The 15,849-nt window shown below is 69.9% G+C and carries 14 protein-coding genes; 3 read left to right on the forward strand and 11 right to left on the reverse strand.

What is annotated here, in order from left to right:
- The first annotated feature begins 169 nt into the window (after positions 1–169).
- Positions 170–1,522 carry a cytochrome b gene (locus tag OHA25_RS52155; RefSeq protein WP_327584291.1) on the forward strand — a complete coding sequence of 451 codons (1,353 nt, stop codon included), beginning with the start codon at positions 170–172 and terminating at the stop codon, positions 1,520–1,522.
- On the opposite strand, the gene OHA25_RS52160 is transcribed toward OHA25_RS52155, so the two are convergent.
- The 7 genes from OHA25_RS52160 to OHA25_RS52190 are packed head-to-tail and all read right to left on the reverse strand — an operon-like array spanning position 1,514 to position 7,359.
- Complete coding sequence (locus tag OHA25_RS52160) at positions 1,514–2,683, reverse strand: HAMP domain-containing sensor histidine kinase (protein ID WP_327584292.1); 1,170 nt, start codon at positions 2,681–2,683, stop codon at positions 1,514–1,516. The two genes, OHA25_RS52155 and OHA25_RS52160, sit on opposite strands and share 9 nt — an antisense overlap.
- The gene (locus tag OHA25_RS52165; protein ID WP_327584293.1) at positions 2,680–3,345 is read right to left on the reverse strand and encodes a response regulator transcription factor; all 666 of its coding nucleotides are present in this window, start codon (positions 3,343–3,345) and stop codon (positions 2,680–2,682) included. The genes OHA25_RS52160 and OHA25_RS52165 overlap by 4 nt, the downstream gene beginning before the upstream one ends.
- A 25-nt stretch (positions 3,346–3,370) precedes the next feature.
- On the reverse strand, positions 3,371–4,222 hold the full coding sequence (locus tag OHA25_RS52170) for a S1C family serine protease (RefSeq protein WP_327584294.1): 852 nt from the start codon (positions 4,220–4,222) through the stop codon (positions 3,371–3,373).
- Positions 4,219–5,160, reverse strand: coding sequence for a VWA domain-containing protein (locus OHA25_RS52175; protein WP_327584295.1), 942 nt, complete (start codon positions 5,158–5,160; stop codon positions 4,219–4,221). The genes OHA25_RS52170 and OHA25_RS52175 overlap by 4 nt, the downstream gene beginning before the upstream one ends.
- The gene (locus OHA25_RS52180) at positions 5,157–6,206 is read right to left on the reverse strand and encodes a DUF58 domain-containing protein (RefSeq protein ID WP_327584296.1); all 1,050 of its coding nucleotides are present in this window, start codon (positions 6,204–6,206) and stop codon (positions 5,157–5,159) included. The genes OHA25_RS52175 and OHA25_RS52180 overlap by 4 nt, the downstream gene beginning before the upstream one ends.
- Positions 6,203–7,216, reverse strand: a complete 1,014-nt coding sequence (locus tag OHA25_RS52185; RefSeq protein WP_327584297.1) for an AAA family ATPase — start codon at positions 7,214–7,216, stop codon at positions 6,203–6,205. Before OHA25_RS52185 ends, OHA25_RS52180 begins: the two co-directional genes overlap by 4 nt.
- Positions 7,213–7,359 carry a hypothetical protein gene (locus tag OHA25_RS52190; protein WP_305920842.1) on the reverse strand — a complete coding sequence of 49 codons (147 nt, stop codon included), beginning with the start codon at positions 7,357–7,359 and terminating at the stop codon, positions 7,213–7,215. The genes OHA25_RS52185 and OHA25_RS52190 overlap by 4 nt, the downstream gene beginning before the upstream one ends.
- 124 nt (positions 7,360–7,483) lie before the next feature.
- Between OHA25_RS52190 and OHA25_RS52195 the strand changes: the two genes are divergently transcribed.
- Positions 7,484–8,401, forward strand: coding sequence for a dienelactone hydrolase family protein (locus OHA25_RS52195; protein ID WP_327584298.1), 918 nt, complete (start codon positions 7,484–7,486; stop codon positions 8,399–8,401).
- An 81-nt stretch (positions 8,402–8,482) separates the two neighbouring features.
- Here OHA25_RS52195 and OHA25_RS52200 read toward each other — a convergent pair whose 3' ends face one another.
- The 3 genes from OHA25_RS52200 to OHA25_RS52210 form a co-directional block, all read right to left on the reverse strand.
- On the reverse strand, positions 8,483–11,590 hold the full coding sequence (locus tag OHA25_RS52200; RefSeq protein WP_327584299.1) for a M14 family metallopeptidase: 3,108 nt from the start codon (positions 11,588–11,590) through the stop codon (positions 8,483–8,485).
- Between the two features lie 479 nt (positions 11,591–12,069).
- Positions 12,070–13,455 carry a glycine--tRNA ligase gene (locus OHA25_RS52205; RefSeq protein WP_305920845.1) on the reverse strand — a complete coding sequence of 462 codons (1,386 nt, stop codon included), beginning with the start codon at positions 13,453–13,455 and terminating at the stop codon, positions 12,070–12,072.
- Positions 13,456–13,550: 95 nt separating this feature from the next.
- Positions 13,551–13,844 carry an antibiotic biosynthesis monooxygenase family protein gene (locus OHA25_RS52210; RefSeq protein WP_305920846.1) on the reverse strand — a complete coding sequence of 98 codons (294 nt, stop codon included), beginning with the start codon at positions 13,842–13,844 and terminating at the stop codon, positions 13,551–13,553.
- A gap of 103 nt (positions 13,845–13,947) precedes the next feature.
- Between OHA25_RS52210 and OHA25_RS52215 the strand changes: the two genes are divergently transcribed.
- Positions 13,948–14,292, forward strand: coding sequence for a DUF6703 family protein (locus tag OHA25_RS52215; RefSeq protein ID WP_327584300.1), 345 nt, complete (start codon positions 13,948–13,950; stop codon positions 14,290–14,292).
- Here the strand turns inward: OHA25_RS52215 and OHA25_RS52220 are convergent.
- The gene (locus OHA25_RS52220; protein ID WP_327584301.1) at positions 14,289–15,824 is read right to left on the reverse strand and encodes an aldehyde dehydrogenase family protein; all 1,536 of its coding nucleotides are present in this window, start codon (positions 15,822–15,824) and stop codon (positions 14,289–14,291) included. The genes OHA25_RS52215 and OHA25_RS52220 overlap by 4 nt on opposite strands.
- Positions 15,825–15,849 lie beyond the last annotated feature (25 nt).

A 15,849-nucleotide genomic window follows, 5' to 3' on the forward strand; every position in this document is an offset into this window, starting at 1 on the left:
CACTCCCCTCCTATATCGGCATTCGCGCTGGTAGCAGGCACACAACAGGTCTAATCCAATTTTATGGCCGGACAGTTCAAGATTGGTTTATACCAATTGGTTTACACCAATTCTTGTGAAAGGGCGAGGGCCGGTGCAGAATTGGATCACACCCCCGCCAGGAGGCCCCATGGCCACTCCTACCAAGTCCAAGAGGCGCGCTCGTATCGTCGCCGGTTCGGCAAAGACGGCCCGCGACGCGGCGATCTATCTGGACGATCGGCTGCCCTTCGCGCGCTGGTTCCGGCCACAGCTGCGCAAACTCTTCCCCAGCCACTGGTCGTTCTTGCTGGGCGAGCTGGCGCTGTACTCGTTCGTGATGCTGGTGCTCACCGGCACGTTCCTGACGTTGTTCTACAAGCCCAACCCGGGCGTGGCTTTCGCCTCCGCCGTGGAGATCAGCTTGGAGGTGCGGGGCGGGCTGCTGATGCGGCAGCTGCATCACTGGTCGGCGACAGTGTTCGTGCTGGCGATCGTGGCCCACCTGTGCCGGGTCTTCTTCACCGGCGCGTTCAGGAAGCCGCGGGAGCTGACGTGGATGCTCGGGGTGGTGCTGTTCGGGCTGGTGCTCTTCGAGTCGTTCCTGGGCGTGTCGCTGCCCGGCGACCAGCTCGCGATGACGGGGCTGCGGCAGGCGCAGGGAGTGTTGTTGTCGATTCCGCTGGTGGGGACGTATCTGTCGGCGTTCGTGTTCGACGGCGGGTTCCCGGGCAACGTCATACCGCGGATCTTCGTCACGCACGTGCTGTTGGTGCCGGGGATCCTGCTGGCGCTGGTGCCGCTGCACGCGTTGGTCCTCACCTGGCGGCAGAAGCACACCGAGCGCCGGGCCACCGCCGCGGGTGAGCGCACCGTTACCGGCGGGCCGTTCTTCCCTTACTTCGCGATCAAGAACGGGGCGACGGCGCTGTTCACGATCGGGGCGATCGCGGCGCTGGCCACGTTCGCGAGGGTCAACCCAGTGTGGGAGCACGGAGAATACAACCCCGGCGGCTATCCGGTTTCGGCGCAGCCGTTCTGGTATTTCGGGGTGCTGGACGGCGCGCAGCGGCTCGTCCCGGGATGGGAGATCGTCGTCGGCGGGTACGTGCTCCAGCCAGGGCTGTGGGTGGCGCCGCTGATTCTGACGGCGTTCTTCGGCGTGCTGCTGCTCTATCCGTTCCTGGAGCGGCGTTTCACCGGCGACGGGGATCATCACCAGCTGCTGGACCGGCCGTCGCAGGCGCCGGTGCGGACGGCCCTGGGCGTCGCGGTCATCACGTTCTTCACCGTGTTGTGGGCGGGGATGTGGGTCTCGGAGATCCCGCCTGTGATGCGCTCCGCGCCCGGGTTCCCGCAGCCGCCGCCTGCTCCGCCGGCGTTGCTGACGGTTCAGCCCGCCACCTACGAGATGATCATCCTGGGGCTGCGGGTGGCCGTGTTCGTGCTGCCGGTGGTGGCCTTCCTCGTCGCCCGCGCCGTCTGCCGGAGGCGGTCAGCGTAGGGGGTTGTGATCGGGCGGCAAGCCGGGCACGCCGTCGCGCGGCGGGAGCCACAACACGAACGTCGCCCCCTCCCCGAGCCGGGAGAACACCGCGACCCGGCCGCCGTGCGACTCCACGATCTGCCGCACGATCGCCAGGCCGAGGCCCGTGTGGCGGTCACGGCGGCTGGGCTCGCCGCGCCAGAACCGGTCGAACACGCGCTCCTGGTCGGCCTCACGCAGTCCCGGGCCGTTGTCCCGGACCGCGACCCACAACCAGCCGTCCGAGCGGCCTGACGCGACCCTGATCGTGCCGCCGGGGGGTGAGAGCCGCACGGCGTTCGAGAGCAGGTTCGCGACCGCGCGGCGCAGTGCGTCGGAGTCGCCGATCATCTCCAGGCCGCGCCCCAGGTCGCGGGTGATCGTCAGGTCGCGCGCGGCGGCCGGGGCCGTGTACTCCTCGCACGCTTCCCCCGCCACCCGGGACAACTCGAGGTCGGAGTCGGCGAACGCGCCGCCCTGCCGCCTGGCGCTGGCCAGCAGATCCTCCACCAGCCTGGTCATGCGGGTGGTCGCGCGGTCCACGATGGTCACCGCCCTGGCCCGCTCCGCTTCGCTGGCGTCGGGGTCGGCGAGCACGGCGTCCACGTTCGCCCGGATGATGGTCAGCGGACTGCGCAGCTCGTGCGAGGCGTCGTCGATGAGCTGGCGCTGCGTCCGGAACGCCTCCTCCAGGCGGTCGAGCATCTTGTCGATGGTGTCGGCCAGGTCCTTCAGCTCGTCGCTCGGCCCGTTCAGGTTGATGCGCCGCTTCAGGTCCGTGGCCTGGATGTCCTCCGTGGTACGGGTGATCGACCGGACCGGGCGCAGCACGCGGCCGGACAGCACCCAGCCGATGCCCAGGCTGGCGACGTAGAGGCCGGCCAGGGTGTAGAGCGAGTAGTCGCGCAGCGTGGTCATCGTCCGGACGTTGATGGCGTTCTCCACCTCCTCGACGAAGACCACCGGGCGCTTGTCGACATACCGCCCGTCGTTGTACACCTTGGCGTACTCCGTGGTGTACGGGCGCTGGTCGGTCGTCTTGGAGACCGCGTAGTAGATCCCGCCGAGCACGAGCGCGGCCAGCACGAACAGCAGGCCCGAGTAGAGCACGGTGAGCCGGAAGCGGATGGTGTGGATCATGTCGGCTCCTTGAGCCGGTAGCCTCGGCTGATCACCGTCTCGATGAGGCCCTCCTCCTGCAGCTTGCGGCGCAGGTTGCCGACCGTGACGCGGACGGTGTTGGTGAACGGGTCGGCATGCTCGTCCCAGACGTGTTCGAGCAGCTCCTCGGTGGACACGACGTGGCCCGGCCGGGTCATGAGGTAGTGCAGGACGCCGTACTCCTTGGGGGTGAGCGCCAGCGACCTGCCTTCCAGCGTGACCTCGAGCCGCGCCGTGTCGATCCGCAGCCTGCCCACCTGGATCACCGAGGTCCCGCCGCCGGAGTCCCTGCGGAGCAGCGCCCGGACCCTGGCCAGCAGCTCGGGGAACGCGAACGGCTTGACCAGGTAGTCGTCGGCCCCCTCGTCGAGCCCGCGGACGCGGTCGTCCAGCCGGTCGCGGGCGGTGACCATGATGATCCGCACGCCCTTGCCCGCGGCACGTACGGTGCGGCACAGCTGGAAGCCGTCGCCGCCGGGCAGATTCAGGTCGAGCAGGACCAGGTCGTACGTGTTGACCTGCAGTTTCTCGTGCGCGGACGGTGCGTCGTAGGAGACGTCCACCGCGTATCCCGCGCGGATGAGGCCGACGCGCAACGCCTCGACCAGGTCCTCCTCGTCCTCCACCACAAGCAGTCGCATGCCCTGCACCCTAATCTGGGGACTACTAGTTTCGGATAATGCGTTCCGCGATGGGAGCGGCCCGGTCGATGGGGATGGCAAAGCCGATGCCGATGTTGCCGCCGCCCCGCCCGGCCGCGATCGCGGTGTTCACGCCGACGACCTCACCCCGGGCGTTCACCAGCGGTCCGCCCGAGTTGCCCGGGTTGATCGACGCGTCCGTCTGCACGGCCGTCCGCGGGGCGCCGCCCAGCCGCACCTCGCGGTCCAGCGCGCTGACGATGCCGGCGGTGACCGTGCCCGACAGGCCCAGGGGCGAGCCGATCGCGAGCACCTGGTCACCGACCGCCAGGTCCCCCGACCTGCCGAGCGTGGCGGGTGTCAGGTCGCCCGGGTACGACACCTCCAGCACGGCCAGGTCCTCGTCGTCGTCCTCGCCGATCACCTGGGCCGACAGCCGGCGGCCGTCGTTGAGTATCACGGTCACCTGGTCGGAGCCCTGCACCACGTGCGCGTTGGTGAGGATGTGACCGCGATCGTCCACCACGAACCCCGATCCGCCGCCCCGGCCGACCTCCACCGACACCACGCTGGGCAGCACCCGGGCCGCCGTCGCGCTGAGTCCGCCGAGGCTTGCCGAGGGGGCGGGCGCCACCCTGGGGAGGGCGGCAGCGGCGGGGGCCGGCTCGGACCCTTCGAAGAGCCGGGCCCCCGCCGCGCCCGCCGCCGCCCCGGTGACCGCCGCGACGAGCGCGGCGGCCACCAGCAGGCGTCCCCTGGGCGGGGCCTTGGGTGTCGTCGGGGCCGTTCTGGGCCCCTGCGGAATCGTGACGCCGGGGCGGTCCTCCACCGGCAGAGTGACGAACTCCGGCCCGCGCGGGTTGCCCAGCCCCCTCACGGGAGCCTCGAGAACCACAGCATCGACGTCACCGCCGCGATCAACGCGAAGATCAAGCCCGCCGCCACGAACCACTGCCATACCTCCTGACGCTCGGTCCGGAAGCCGACCGAGGTGCCGATGTCGTCGTAGACCGCCTGCAGCTCGTCGCCGCTCGCCGCCTCGTAGAAGCCGCCGCCCGCCGCCTCCGCCATACCGCGCAGCGCCGGGCCGTCCACCGGCACCGGGACCTCGCGTCCAGACAGGTTGATGGTGCCGCCGGGCGTGCCGTAGGCGATGGTGGTGACCGGGACGCCCCGGTTGGCCGCCTCCGCCGCGGCGTCGGTGACCGTGCGGCCGGTGGTGTTGGAGCCGTCCGACAGCAGCACGATGTGCGCGGGCGGCGCCTCCTCCTGCGAGTCGAGGGAGGCGATGGCCTCCAGCGAGGAGTAGACCGCCTCGCCGATCGCGGTGCCGGAGTCCATGCTGAGCCGGTCGATCGCCATCAGCACCGCCTGCCGGTCCGTGGTCGGCGGCACGGCGATCGAGGCGTTCGACGAGAACGACACCAGGCCCAGGTTGAACCGCTCCGGCAGGCCCCGCACGAACTGCCTGGCCGCCTGCTTGGCCGCCTCGAAGCGGTTCGGGGAGACGTCGGTGGCGCCCATCGACGCGGACACGTCGAACGCCACCATGATCGTCGCGCGCTCCCTGGGCACCGTGACCTCGGCCTGCGGCCGGGCGAAACCCACCACGAGCAGGGCGAACATCAGCAGCAGCGCCGCCGCCGGCAGGTGCCGCCGCCATCCCGGCCCTGTCGGCGCGACCTTGTCGAGCAGGTCGAGGTTGGTGAAGCGGACGGCGTACGCGCTGCGCCGCAGCTGCACGATCACGTAGGTGACGGCGAGCAGGGCCACGGGGATGAGCAGCAGCAACCAGATGGGTGCGAGCAAGGTCATGCCGCATCACCTCCGCCGGGCGGGCGACCCGTGGCGGGACCGCCCACACTCGGACCGCCCGCACTGGGGCCACCCGCACTGGGGCCACCCGCATTGGGCTCACCCGGGCTCGGGGTCGGCGGGCGCGCGGGGAGTGCCGGGCTGGCGGCCAGCGTGGCCAGGCGGCGCTGTCTCATGACGTGCTTGACCAGGTCGCGCACCCAGTCCCGGTCGGTACGCAGCCGCAGGTGGGTGGCCCCGGCCCGGCGCATCGCCTGCGCGATGGCGTCGCGTTGCCCGGCCGCCGCCTCGGCGTACCTGCGCCGCAGCCGCGCGCTGGCGGTCGAGACCTCGCGCCGCCGCCCGCTCTCCGGGTCGATCAGCGTCAGGATCCCGACGTTGGGCAGGGTCAGCTCGCGCGGGTCGAGCACCTCCACGGCCAGCACCTGGTGCCGGGCGGTGAGCTTGCGCAGCGGCAGCTCCCACGTCTCGGGAGGGTCCAGGAAGTCGGACACGACGACCATCAGGCCGCGCCGGCGCACCACCCGGCCCAGCTGCTCGGCCGCCACGCCGAGCAGCGGCTCGGCCACCCCAGGCGGCGTGCGGGGCAGCCCGAACGCGGCCTGCAGCACGGCCATCAGGTGCGGCCGGCCCGTCCTGGCGGGCAACGTCCTGACGCCGCCGCCATGCAGCATGTGGGTGCCGATGCGGTTGCCGGTCCGCTGGGTGAGGAAGCCGACCGCGGCCAGCGCGGACAGGGCCAGTTCCCGCTTCTCCATCGCCGCGGTGCCGAAGTCCATGCTGGCGGTGGCGTCGAGCAGGGCCCAGATCTCCAGCTCCCGGTCGGCGACCAGGTCGCGCACGTGGGGCACGTTCGTGCGGGCGGTGACGTTCCAGTCCATCCGCCGCACGTCGTCGTCCGGTTGGTACGGCCTGGTCTCCGCCGGCTCGCTCCCGGGACCTGGCAGCAGCCCCAGGTGTTCGCCCTGGAGCAGTCCATCCAGCCTCCTGGTGATCGTCAGCTCGAGCCTGCGCAGCGCGGGCTCTGCCATCAGATACGGCTTCATGCCACGGCTTCCTGCTGGTGGGGCATCTGGGGCTGCCCGTCGTGCTGCTGCGGGGCGATGACCGGCAGCGGCACGGCCGCCAGCACCCGGTCGACGATCTGCCGGGGCAGCACGCCGTCGGCCAGCGCGTCGAAGGAGAGCACCAGCCGGTGGGCCATGACGTCGTGCGCCAGGTCCCGTACGTCCTCCGGCAGCACGTAGTCGCGTCCCCGCAGCAGCGCCAGCGCCCGGCCGGCGGCCAGCAGGCCGAGTGTGGCCCTGGGGCTCGCGCCGAACGCCAGCAGCCGCCGCACGTCCTGCACCCCGTACCGGTCGGGGTCGCGGGTGGCGTAGACGAGGCGGACGGCGTACTCGGCGACCGCGTGGTGCACGAAGACCTCCTCGGCCCGCCGCTGCAGCGCGATGACGCGGGCGGGGTCGAGGATCGGCTGCGGCGTGGGCGGGTCCACGCTCATGCGGTAGACGATCGCCAGCTCCTCCGATTCGCTGGGATAGTCCACGTCGATCTTCATGAGGAAGCGGTCGCGCTGCGCCTCGGGCAGGTGGTAGACGCCTTCGGACTCGATCGGGTTCTGCGTGGCCAGCACCAGGAACGGCGTCGGCACGTCATGGGTGACGCCGCCGATGCTGACCTGCCGCTCGGCCATGATCTCCAGCAGGGCCGACTGCACCTTCGCGGGCGCCCTGTTGATCTCGTCGGCGAGCAGCAGGTTGGCCATGACCGGGCCGAGCTCGATGTCGAAGCTCTCGGTCGAGGGCCGGTAGATCCTGGTGCCGACGATGTCGGAGGGCACCAGGTCGGGCGTGAACTGAATGCGCGCGAACGTGCCGCCGACCACGGAGGCCATGGTCTCGGCGGCGAGCGTCTTGGCGATGCCGGGCACGCCTTCGAGCAGGCAGTGCCCCTTGGCGAGCACCGCCACGAGCAGCCGCTCGACCATATGATCTTGCCCGACGATCACCCGCTTGACCTCGAACAGCGCCCTTTCCAGGAGCGCGTGTTCAGTCATGGCTGGGTTTCCGTCAGGGGGCAGTCGTCCATGACGACGCGTAGCTCCAGCGCGCTCGGCTCGGGTTCGGCGAACGCGGCGCTCCCCGTCATCAGCGCTGCGCCTACGGCCAGCAGCACAACAGCGAAACGTGATGTACGCATGGTTTCCTTGTCCCTCGTATTGGCCTCATATCGGGCTTAGAAGGCATGTCATCAGACGACCGCGAAAACCGGCGTAACCCTCGCCTTTACACGATTTTTCGGTTGAGCAGGATAGACCTCCGGCATGACGCCCATCCAGCGCTACCTCGCCGAAGAGGTGGCCCACGACCACGCGGACGGCCTCATCCCCCGCCGCGAGGCGCTGCGGCGGCTCGCACTCATGGGCCTGGGACTGCCCGCCGCCACCGCCCTCCTGGCGGCCTGCGGCGCTCCCGAGGAGGCCGCCGCGCCCACCACAGCGGCGGCGACCACGCCCGCTCCCGCCCCTACGACGGCGAGCCCGGCGGGGCCCTCGCCGCTGCCGACGGAGGCGATCACGTTCGCCGGGCCCGAGGGCACGACGTTGCAGGCCGCGTGGGCGGCCGCCGAGGGCGACGCCAAGGGCGCCGTCCTGGTGATCCACGAGAACCGCGGCCTCACCGACCACATCCGCTCGGTCGCCGGCCGCCTGGCCGCGAGCGGCTACTCGGCCCTGGCTCTCGACCTGCTGTCGCGGGAGGGCGGCACCGCTTCGTTCGCCGACACCGCGCAGGCCACCGCCAAGCTCGGGGAGATCCAGCCTGAGCGGTTCGTGGCCGACATGAAGGCCGCGGTGGGCGAGCTGGGCCGGCGGGCCGAAGGGGCGAAGCTCGGCATGATGGGCTTCTGCTTCGGCGGCGGGATGACGTGGTTGCTGCTGTCGTCCGCCGAGCCCCGCCTGGCCGCCGCCGTGCCGTTCTACGGACCGCTGCCGGACAACGCGGACATGGCCGGCACCAAGGCCGCCGTCCTCGGGGTGTACGCCGAGCAGGACGACCGGGTGAACGCCACCAGGGACGCTGCCGAGGCCGCCCTGCAGAAGGCCGGGCTGACGCACGAGATCGTGACGTTCCCCGGCGTGGGGCACGCGTTCTTCAACGACACGGGACAGCGGTACAACGCGCAGGCGGCTTCCCAGGCGTACGAGCGGGTCCTGGACTGGTTCGGCCGCCACCTGTCCTGATCACCCGGCCCTCCGCAAGAGGTGCCGGTCACCATAGGACGGCCACCTCCGCCCAGGAGGTGGCCGTCCATCATGCCCGGATCAGCCGATCAGATACTTCATCACCTTCTTCAAGGTCGCGTTCCGCGCGCCATCGTTGCCCAGTTGCTCCAGCCCGAATCCCAGCAGCACCGTGTCCTTGGTGGTCACGGCCGCCGTCTTGTCGGCCTGTGCCCGGACGAAGTCGCCGGACCCGGTCGGGCTGCCCGCCGGAGGTCCGGGGATCGCCCACGGGCCGAGCCCACTCTCGAAGCCCTCGGAGTCCAGCGTGCCGCCGGTGGTGGTGACCCTGGTGTCGTCCACGAACGCGCCCACCCCCCCGGTGGACGGGTCGGTCACGTAGCTGATCGACACCTCGACCTGCTGCCCCGCGTAAGCGGACAGGTCGAAGGCGACCTGCTGCCAGCCGCCCGAGTTCTCGGTGAACCGGTTCCAGGAGCCGCTGGTCCCGGTCGCCGTGCAGGGGTTGCCCGGCGTCAGGTAGTGCAGCAGCCAGGGGTGCTCCTCCAGGAGGAACCCGGCCTCGCACTCCGTCGGCACCGTGGTGTCCGTGCCGCCGTTGAGGTCCGGCAGCGTCGTCCAGTTGTCCTGGCCGACCGTGTGGGCCTCGACGATGACGTTGTCGTACCCGGGCTCGGTGTCGAAGGACAGCTGGAACGCCAGCCGCGGCTGCTGCGCCGCCGGCACGGATCCCAGGTTGATCGTCCTGGTCAGCCGCATGTACGAGTCGTCGGCGTGCGAGCCCCTGATGTACCACTCCCCCTCGATCGGGTCGAACGGCCCTGGGGTGCCGAGCTGGTAGTCGGCCGCCGGCGCGCCCGTGAAGCGCGGGAAGTCCGTGCCCATGGGCAGCAGCACCCCGGCCTCGTCCGCCGGGTTGCCGGCGGTGGCCGGCCCGCCGAACGTGCCGCTCGTCCCGGCCAGCGGGCCCGTGCCGGTGAAGCCGGCGGGGTTCTCGCGCGGGATACGGCCGCCAACGCCGAGGTAGTACTGCGTGAAGTCGTCGGCCAGCAGCAGGCACTCGTCGAACAGGCCCTGGATGGTGGTGACCACGCAGTCGCCGTCCGGGTTGCCGTCGATGCCGTAGTAGATGCCGCCGACGATGGTGTCGAGAATGCCGTAGTACGCGGCTGTCTCGCCGGTGTAGAGGAGTCTGCCTCCCTCGTTGAGGTAGTCGCGGATGGCGATCGTCAGATACTGCTGCGACGGCTTGACGTCGGCGTCGGGAAGGTTGCCGAGCGGGGTGACGGTGACCACGTCTTGTTGGTCCATGGACAGCCGGTTGTCGCCCAGCTCCCACACCAGGCCCTTGAAGTGCGACAACACGCCCAGGTGGTGCGGCACGCCCTGGGAGTCCACGTCCCACGTCTCGGACGCGTACCCGGCGGACTTGAGTGCCTGCTGGTACGTCGCGGCGTACTTGGGCGCGGTCACCGAGGGCGGGTAGTCCGGGTTGAAGCCCGTGTAGTCCTCGTTGGCGATCACCAGCACCTTGGCCGCGGAGTCCTTGGCCAGCGTGTAGGTGAAGTGCGAGCTGGAGACGACGCCGGCGCCCGGCTTGAAGCCCTGGAACCAGACTTCGACCTTGTCACCCGGTTTCGCCCCGCTCACGGTGCCGCGGTACTCGGCGAAGTACAGGTCGTTCTCGCCGCCGTACCGCTCGCCGCCCTTCCATTCGCTCAGCGCCCTGGTCTGCGTCGGGCCGCCGTTGATGCGGAAGCGCAGCACCTTGCCGAGCAGCGACCGGCGGGCGGTGACCGCCACCGGTTGCGGGTCGCCGTACGAGACGGAGAAGGAGTCCGGCGCGAAGTCGGGCACCGTGCGCCCGACCACGGAGACGGGCTTGTCCGGCGTGTGCACGGTCTTGGCCGCGGCCAGCGCCAGGGGGATGTTCATGGTGAACTCCTCCTGGATCAGCTCCTCGTCGTCGGGGAAGGTGAACCCGAGCCCGCCGGCGCAGTCCGCGAGCGTCCACTCGTCATTGGGGTTGCGCTCGGCCGCCGCCTCGCACGTGGACATCTCCGGCGTGATCGACATGATGCCGCGCAGGTTGGTCATGTGCCCGTCGGTCTCGCCGTTGGTGGTGTAGAGCTCGGCGCCGATGTCCGGGTCGTACGTCGGCACCGCCGGGTTCGCGTCGTCGCCCAGCAGGGCCTCGAAGATCAGGTCGTCGGGCGATGGCGTGGCCTGCTGCCAGCCGATGCCGTACAGCAGCAGCATGGCCGCGGAGTGGTAGTTCAGCATGTACGTGAACCGCACCCGCTTGGTGAGGTTGTCCAGCGCCACGGTCTCCGGCTCGGACTGCGCCGCCGGCCCGCGGTAGGTCTGGCTGGAGAGGAGACTCGAGGAGCCCTCGTCGTCGTAGCGCCACTTGTAGGCGAAGTTGCGGTTGGGGTCGACGCCGTCGTTGCTGGTGATCTGGCCGTCGCCGTCGTTGTCACGCAGGTTCTTGCGCCACAGCCGGTTGTCGGGGGTGAAGCTGTAGTCGTAGCCGTCGGGGTTGGCCACCGGCAGGAACCACAGCTCCGTGGTGTTCACCAGCTGGGTCAGCTCGGCGTTGCTCCCGTAGCCGTTGAGGAAGTGGTGCAGCAGCCGCCGCACCATCTCGGGCGTGATCCACTCACGGGCGTGCTGGGCCGCCAGATACAGCATGGCCGGGCGGCTGCCGTCACGCAGCTTGCGCGCGTCCTTGGTCAGCTTGATCGCCGTGATCGGCGTGCCGTTGAGGCTGTTGCCGATGTTGACGACCTTCGCGATGCCGGGCTTGGCGTTGGCCGCGGCGATGATCTCCTCGCGGAGGCCGCCCGCACCCGCGTACCGCTTGAAGACCCCGTCGCCCTTCTGCGCGAGCCGCGCCCGGTTCGCGTTCTGGGCGGTGAGGGTGATGCCTTGCTTGGCGAGCGAGTCGGCCAGCGCGGAGGCGAGGATCACCTCGATGGTGACCTTGCCGTCGGCCCGCTTGACGATCCTCATTTCCTCGCGGTCCACGCCTGCCGCGACGAGCCTGGCCATCTGGTCGGCGGTGAGTTCGCCGGTGTAGACGAACACACCGTCGGGTCCTGCCGGTTTCGGCACCGCTGAGGCTGGGGGTGCGGTGACCGAACCGAGTAACAGGAGCATGCCGGTGAACATGACGAGTATGCGCTTCATCGCGCCTCCGAGAAGTCGGCCCCCGAATGCCGCTAGGGATTGCCCGCAATCTCCGTGTACGCCGGACGCTTGTCAATCATCACGGCCACATCCGGTCAATCCTGATCCAGCCGGAGTCCGGCTCCGTAGAGTCCTGCGAATGGGCGCCGTCGAACCACGGAGCCGGCCAAGCATGCGCGCGTAACGGTGGCGCGCCGGTGAGGCGGAGGAGCGTCCCCTGGAGGGCCCTCAGCCGAAGTGCGGCGGGAGGAGCCCACGTGGCCTGCCGTAAAGGATGGTCTGGCCTTTGCCCGAAAAGCGGCCGCGCGCCGAAAGTACGGCGGACGGCCCTTGCACGAGAAACGGCCGCCCGCCGAAAGTACGGCGGACGGCCCTTGCACGAGAAACGGCCGCCCGCCGAAAGTACGGCGGACGGCCCTTGCACGAGAAACGGCCGCCCGCCGAAAGTACGGCGGGCGGCCGAACACGACTCCAAGAAATCAGTCGTTGAGGTGCTGGCGCAGGTAGGACTCGACGCCGTCGATGGAGATGCGCTCCTGGGCCATGCTGTCCCGCTCGCGAATCGTCACCGCCTGGTCTTCCAGCGTGTCGAAGTCGACCGTGATGCAGAACGGCGTGCCGATCTCATCCTGCCGCCGGTAGCGGCGGCCGATGGCGCCCGCGTCGTCGAACTCGACGTTCCACCGGCGGCGCAGCTGCGCGGCCAGGTCGCGGGCCTTCGGCGACAGGTCGGTGTTGCGCGACAGCGGCAGCACCGCGGCCTTGACCGGGGCGAGCCGGTGGTCGAGCCGCATGACCGTGCGCTTTTCCATCTGGCCCTTGGCGTTGGGCGCCTCGTCCTCGCTATAGGCGTCCAGCAGGAACGTCAGCGTGGCCCGGTCGACGCCGGCCGCCGGCTCGATGACATAGGGGACGTAGCGCTCGCCGGTGTCCTGCTCGAAGAAGCTGAGGTCGACGCCCGACGCCTTGGAGTGGGAGGTCAGGTCGAAGTCGGTGCGGTTGGCGATGCCTTCGAGCTCACCCCACTCAGAACCGGTGAAGTTGAACCGGTATTCGACGTCGACGGTGCGCTTGGAGTAGTGGGACAACTTTTCCTTGGGGTGCTCGTAGAGCCGGAGGTTGTCCTTGTTGATGCCGAGGTCGGAATACCAGCGGAAGCGCTCGTCGATCCAGTATTGGTGCCACTCTTCGTCCGTGCCCGGCTTGACGAAGAACTCCATCTCCATCTGCTCGAACTCGCGGGTGCGGAAGATGAAGTTGCCCGGCGTGATCTCGTTGCGGAACGACTTGCCGATCTGGCCGATGCCGAACGGGATCTTCTTGCGCGCGGACTGCTGCACGTTGAGGTAGTTGATGAAGATGCCCTGCGCGGTCTCGGGGCGCAGGAAGGCCAGGCCCGACTCGTCCTCGACCGGGCCGAGGAACGTCTTGAGCAGACCGCTGAACTGCCGCGGCTCGGTGAAGGTGCCCTTGTTGCCGCAGTTGGGGCAGGTGATGTCGGCCAGGCCACCCTCGGGCGTCTTGCCGTTCTTCTCCTCGTACGCCTCGATGAGGTGATCGGCCCGGAACCGCTTGTGGCAGGACAGGCACTCGGTCAGCGGGTCGGTGAAGGTGTCGACGTGACCGCTGGCCCGCCACACCTCGGGCGCCAGGATGACGCAGGAGTCGAGGCCGACGATGTCCTCGCGGGCCTGGACCATCGACAGCCACCACTGCCGCTTGACGTTGTTCTTCAGCTCGACACCCAGTGGACCGTAGTCCCACGACGCGCGCAGTCCGCCGTAGATCTCGCTCGACGGGTAAACGAGCCCGCGGCGTTTGGCGAGGCTGACGATGGTGTCCATGACGTCGGTGCGTCGTGCCATTGTGGTTGGTTCTCTTTCCGGCTGGAGGTCGGCGAGTGAAATTGGTGAGCTCCCAGCTTAGGGGACGGTCGCACGTTCTCGCGCGCGAGAATTCGTCACGCGCCCTCTACGTCCTGAATGTAGACGTCCTCGTACGCGCTGGGCTCGTTGACCATGAGAATCATCAACGGATACATCGCCATCCGGGCGGCGGACAGCGCCCTGCGGTAGAACCCTGCTCCCTCCCACTCGGTGACCAGCGCCCACAGATTGGGCTCGTCCACCGACCGGGCCAGCCGGCCACGCTGGTAGCCCGGCTGGGTGGCGAACGTTTCGAGGATCGCGTGGGCCTGCTTGACGAAGTCTTGGGACTGGGACTCTGGAACGGTGTATCTGATCACAGCGAGCACGCGACCAGCCTAGAGGCGAAGCAGGCCCACTACGGGCCCTTAGGCGGGGTGTTCGCCGGCGCATTCCGCGCGGGCGTGCCTGCGGGTCCCGTAGGCTCGGGGCGTGGCTGCGAACAACAAGCGCCCGCTCCCTCAGGGTGAGCGGTTCTTCACGCCGGGCGCGACCGGGCTGCGCAAGGCCGTGGAGCAGCGGAGCGCGGTGCCGATGACCTACCTGTTCACGCAGGTGCCCCGGTGGGTGCCGCCCGTGTTGCTGGTGGTGTTGCTGCTGGTCGGGTTCGCCGTGGCCAATCCGCTGGGCGGGGTGGCGGCGCTGGTCGTGCTGGCGTTCGTGACGTGGCTGGCCTATCTGTCCTGGCCGTCGCTGCGGATCGGCGGGAGGCTGGTGCGGGTCGCCATGATGACCTTTCTGATCCTGCTCGCGGCGACCCGCTTCGGCCTCATCTAGGGCAGCAGCGTGTAGTGGGGGAAGTTGCCCGGGAGGCGCTCGGCGTCCGGGCCCGTGGTCACGGCCCTGACCAGGAGGTCACCGCCGACGAACGCGCCGCGCCAGGACGCCCCGAGGCCGCCGAAGAGCTCGTCGCGGTCGCCTCGTGAGCGCGGCCGGTTGTGGCCGACCTTGAAGGACCGCACCTCGGACGACAGCCGCTGGAAGGTCTCCTCCTCGTCGCAGGACAGGGTGGCGACGAGGGCGCCGTTGCTGGCGTTCATGGCGGCCAGCAGCTCCGCTTCGGTGTCCACCAGCACGATCGTGTCGACCGGGCCGAAGGGCTCGGCGTGGTGGAGAGGCGAGGAGGGCGGCGGGTTGAGGAGCGCCGTCGGGGCGAAGTAGGCGGAAATATCCTGCCCCGGAAGGAAATGTCCGGTGTCGAGGGACGCCCGGTGGACCGGGACGCCGCCCCGGGCGATCGCCTCGTCCACCTGGTCGGCCAGTTCTTTGGCCTTCGAGGCGTTGATCAGCGGGCCGAAGTCCAGCTGCGGCAGCGGATCGTCGGGATCTTGGACGGCGAGCGGGTGCCCGAAGCGCAGCGATCCGACCGCCGTCAGATAGGACTGCAGGAACTCGTGGAACAACGACCGCTGCACCACGAACCGCGGGTAGGCCGTGCAACGTTGCTTACCGTAGTCGAACGACGCCCGGATCTGCCGGGTGAGCAGCTCCCAGTCGCCGTAGCCCCACACGCCCCAGCAGTTGAGCCCCTCCTGCTCCAGCACGTGCCGTCGCCCGAGGTCGGCCACGGAGCCGGCGACCTTCGCCCCGGCGCTCCTGCCGCCGACGAAAGACACGCACCCGAGCGAGCGGCCCGCCACCAGCACGGGTGACAACTCCGAGCCGCCCCCGCTGACCAGCGTGAACGGCAGCCCTTCCCGTACGGCGAGCGCGCAGGCGAGGGTGAGGCAGCTCAGGCCGCCGTCCGTTGGGGTCTTGGCGATGACCGCGTTGCCGGCCAGCGCCTGCACGAGCATGGCGTGCATGAGCACGCTCATCGGATAGTTCCAGCTGGCGATGTTGCTGACCGGCCCGGGCAGCGGCATGCGGCCTGCGACCATGCGGTCGACCTCGGTGAGATACCACCGGACCCCGTCCAGGCAGCGGTCGACGTCGGCGCAGGCCGTCTTCCACGGCTTGCCGATCTCCCAGACCAGCAGCAGGGCCAGCAGGTCGCGGTGGGCCGCCATGGAGTCGACCGCGGCCGAGACCATGGCCTTGCGCTCGTCGAGCGGCAGGTGCCGCCAGCGCCGGTGTTCCTCGACCGCCCCGGCCACCGCCCGTCCCGCGCCGGCCCGGTCCAGCCTGGGCGGCCCGGCGATGGCGGTGCCGTCCAGCGGCGAGAAACCGGGCACGGGGCGCCCGTCACGGTGCCAGACGCCGCCCCAGTGGTTGAGCACGCGGTCGTCGTGGAAGGCCTCGGGCGCCACCGCACAGCAGCGGTCGTACGCGTCCCGCCAGGCCGTACCCGGCTTGAGCCGCATGTGCATCCCTCCAGAGTCGGAATCAGTCGGA

Source organism: Nonomuraea sp. NBC_00507 (genome assembly GCF_036013525.1).
Taxonomy (GTDB): domain Bacteria; phylum Actinomycetota; class Actinomycetes; order Streptosporangiales; family Streptosporangiaceae; genus Nonomuraea.

Excerpts from the sequence above, each read along its gene's own strand:
- OHA25_RS52155 (WP_327584291.1), top strand. The coding sequence starts at position 170 with ATGGCCACTCCTACCAAGTCCAAGAGGCGCGCTCGTATCGTCGCCGGT.
- OHA25_RS52160 (WP_327584292.1), bottom strand. The coding sequence starts at position 2,683 with ATGATCCACACCATCCGCTTCCGGCTCACCGTGCTCTACTCGGGCCTG.
- OHA25_RS52165 (WP_327584293.1), bottom strand. The coding sequence starts at position 3,345 with ATGCGACTGCTTGTGGTGGAGGACGAGGAGGACCTGGTCGAGGCGTTG.
- OHA25_RS52175 (WP_327584295.1), bottom strand. The coding sequence starts at position 5,160 with ATGACCTTGCTCGCACCCATCTGGTTGCTGCTGCTCATCCCCGTGGCC.
- OHA25_RS52180 (WP_327584296.1), bottom strand. The coding sequence starts at position 6,206 with ATGAAGCCGTATCTGATGGCAGAGCCCGCGCTGCGCAGGCTCGAGCTG.
- OHA25_RS52185 (WP_327584297.1), bottom strand. The coding sequence starts at position 7,216 with ATGACTGAACACGCGCTCCTGGAAAGGGCGCTGTTCGAGGTCAAGCGG.
- OHA25_RS52190 (WP_305920842.1), bottom strand. The coding sequence starts at position 7,359 with ATGCGTACATCACGTTTCGCTGTTGTGCTGCTGGCCGTAGGCGCAGCG.
- OHA25_RS52195 (WP_327584298.1), top strand. The coding sequence starts at position 7,484 with ATGACGCCCATCCAGCGCTACCTCGCCGAAGAGGTGGCCCACGACCAC.
- OHA25_RS52200 (WP_327584299.1), bottom strand. The coding sequence starts at position 11,590 with ATGAAGCGCATACTCGTCATGTTCACCGGCATGCTCCTGTTACTCGGT.
- OHA25_RS52205 (WP_305920845.1), bottom strand. The coding sequence starts at position 13,455 with ATGGCACGACGCACCGACGTCATGGACACCATCGTCAGCCTCGCCAAA.
- OHA25_RS52220 (WP_327584301.1), bottom strand. The coding sequence starts at position 15,824 with ATGCACATGCGGCTCAAGCCGGGTACGGCCTGGCGGGACGCGTACGAC.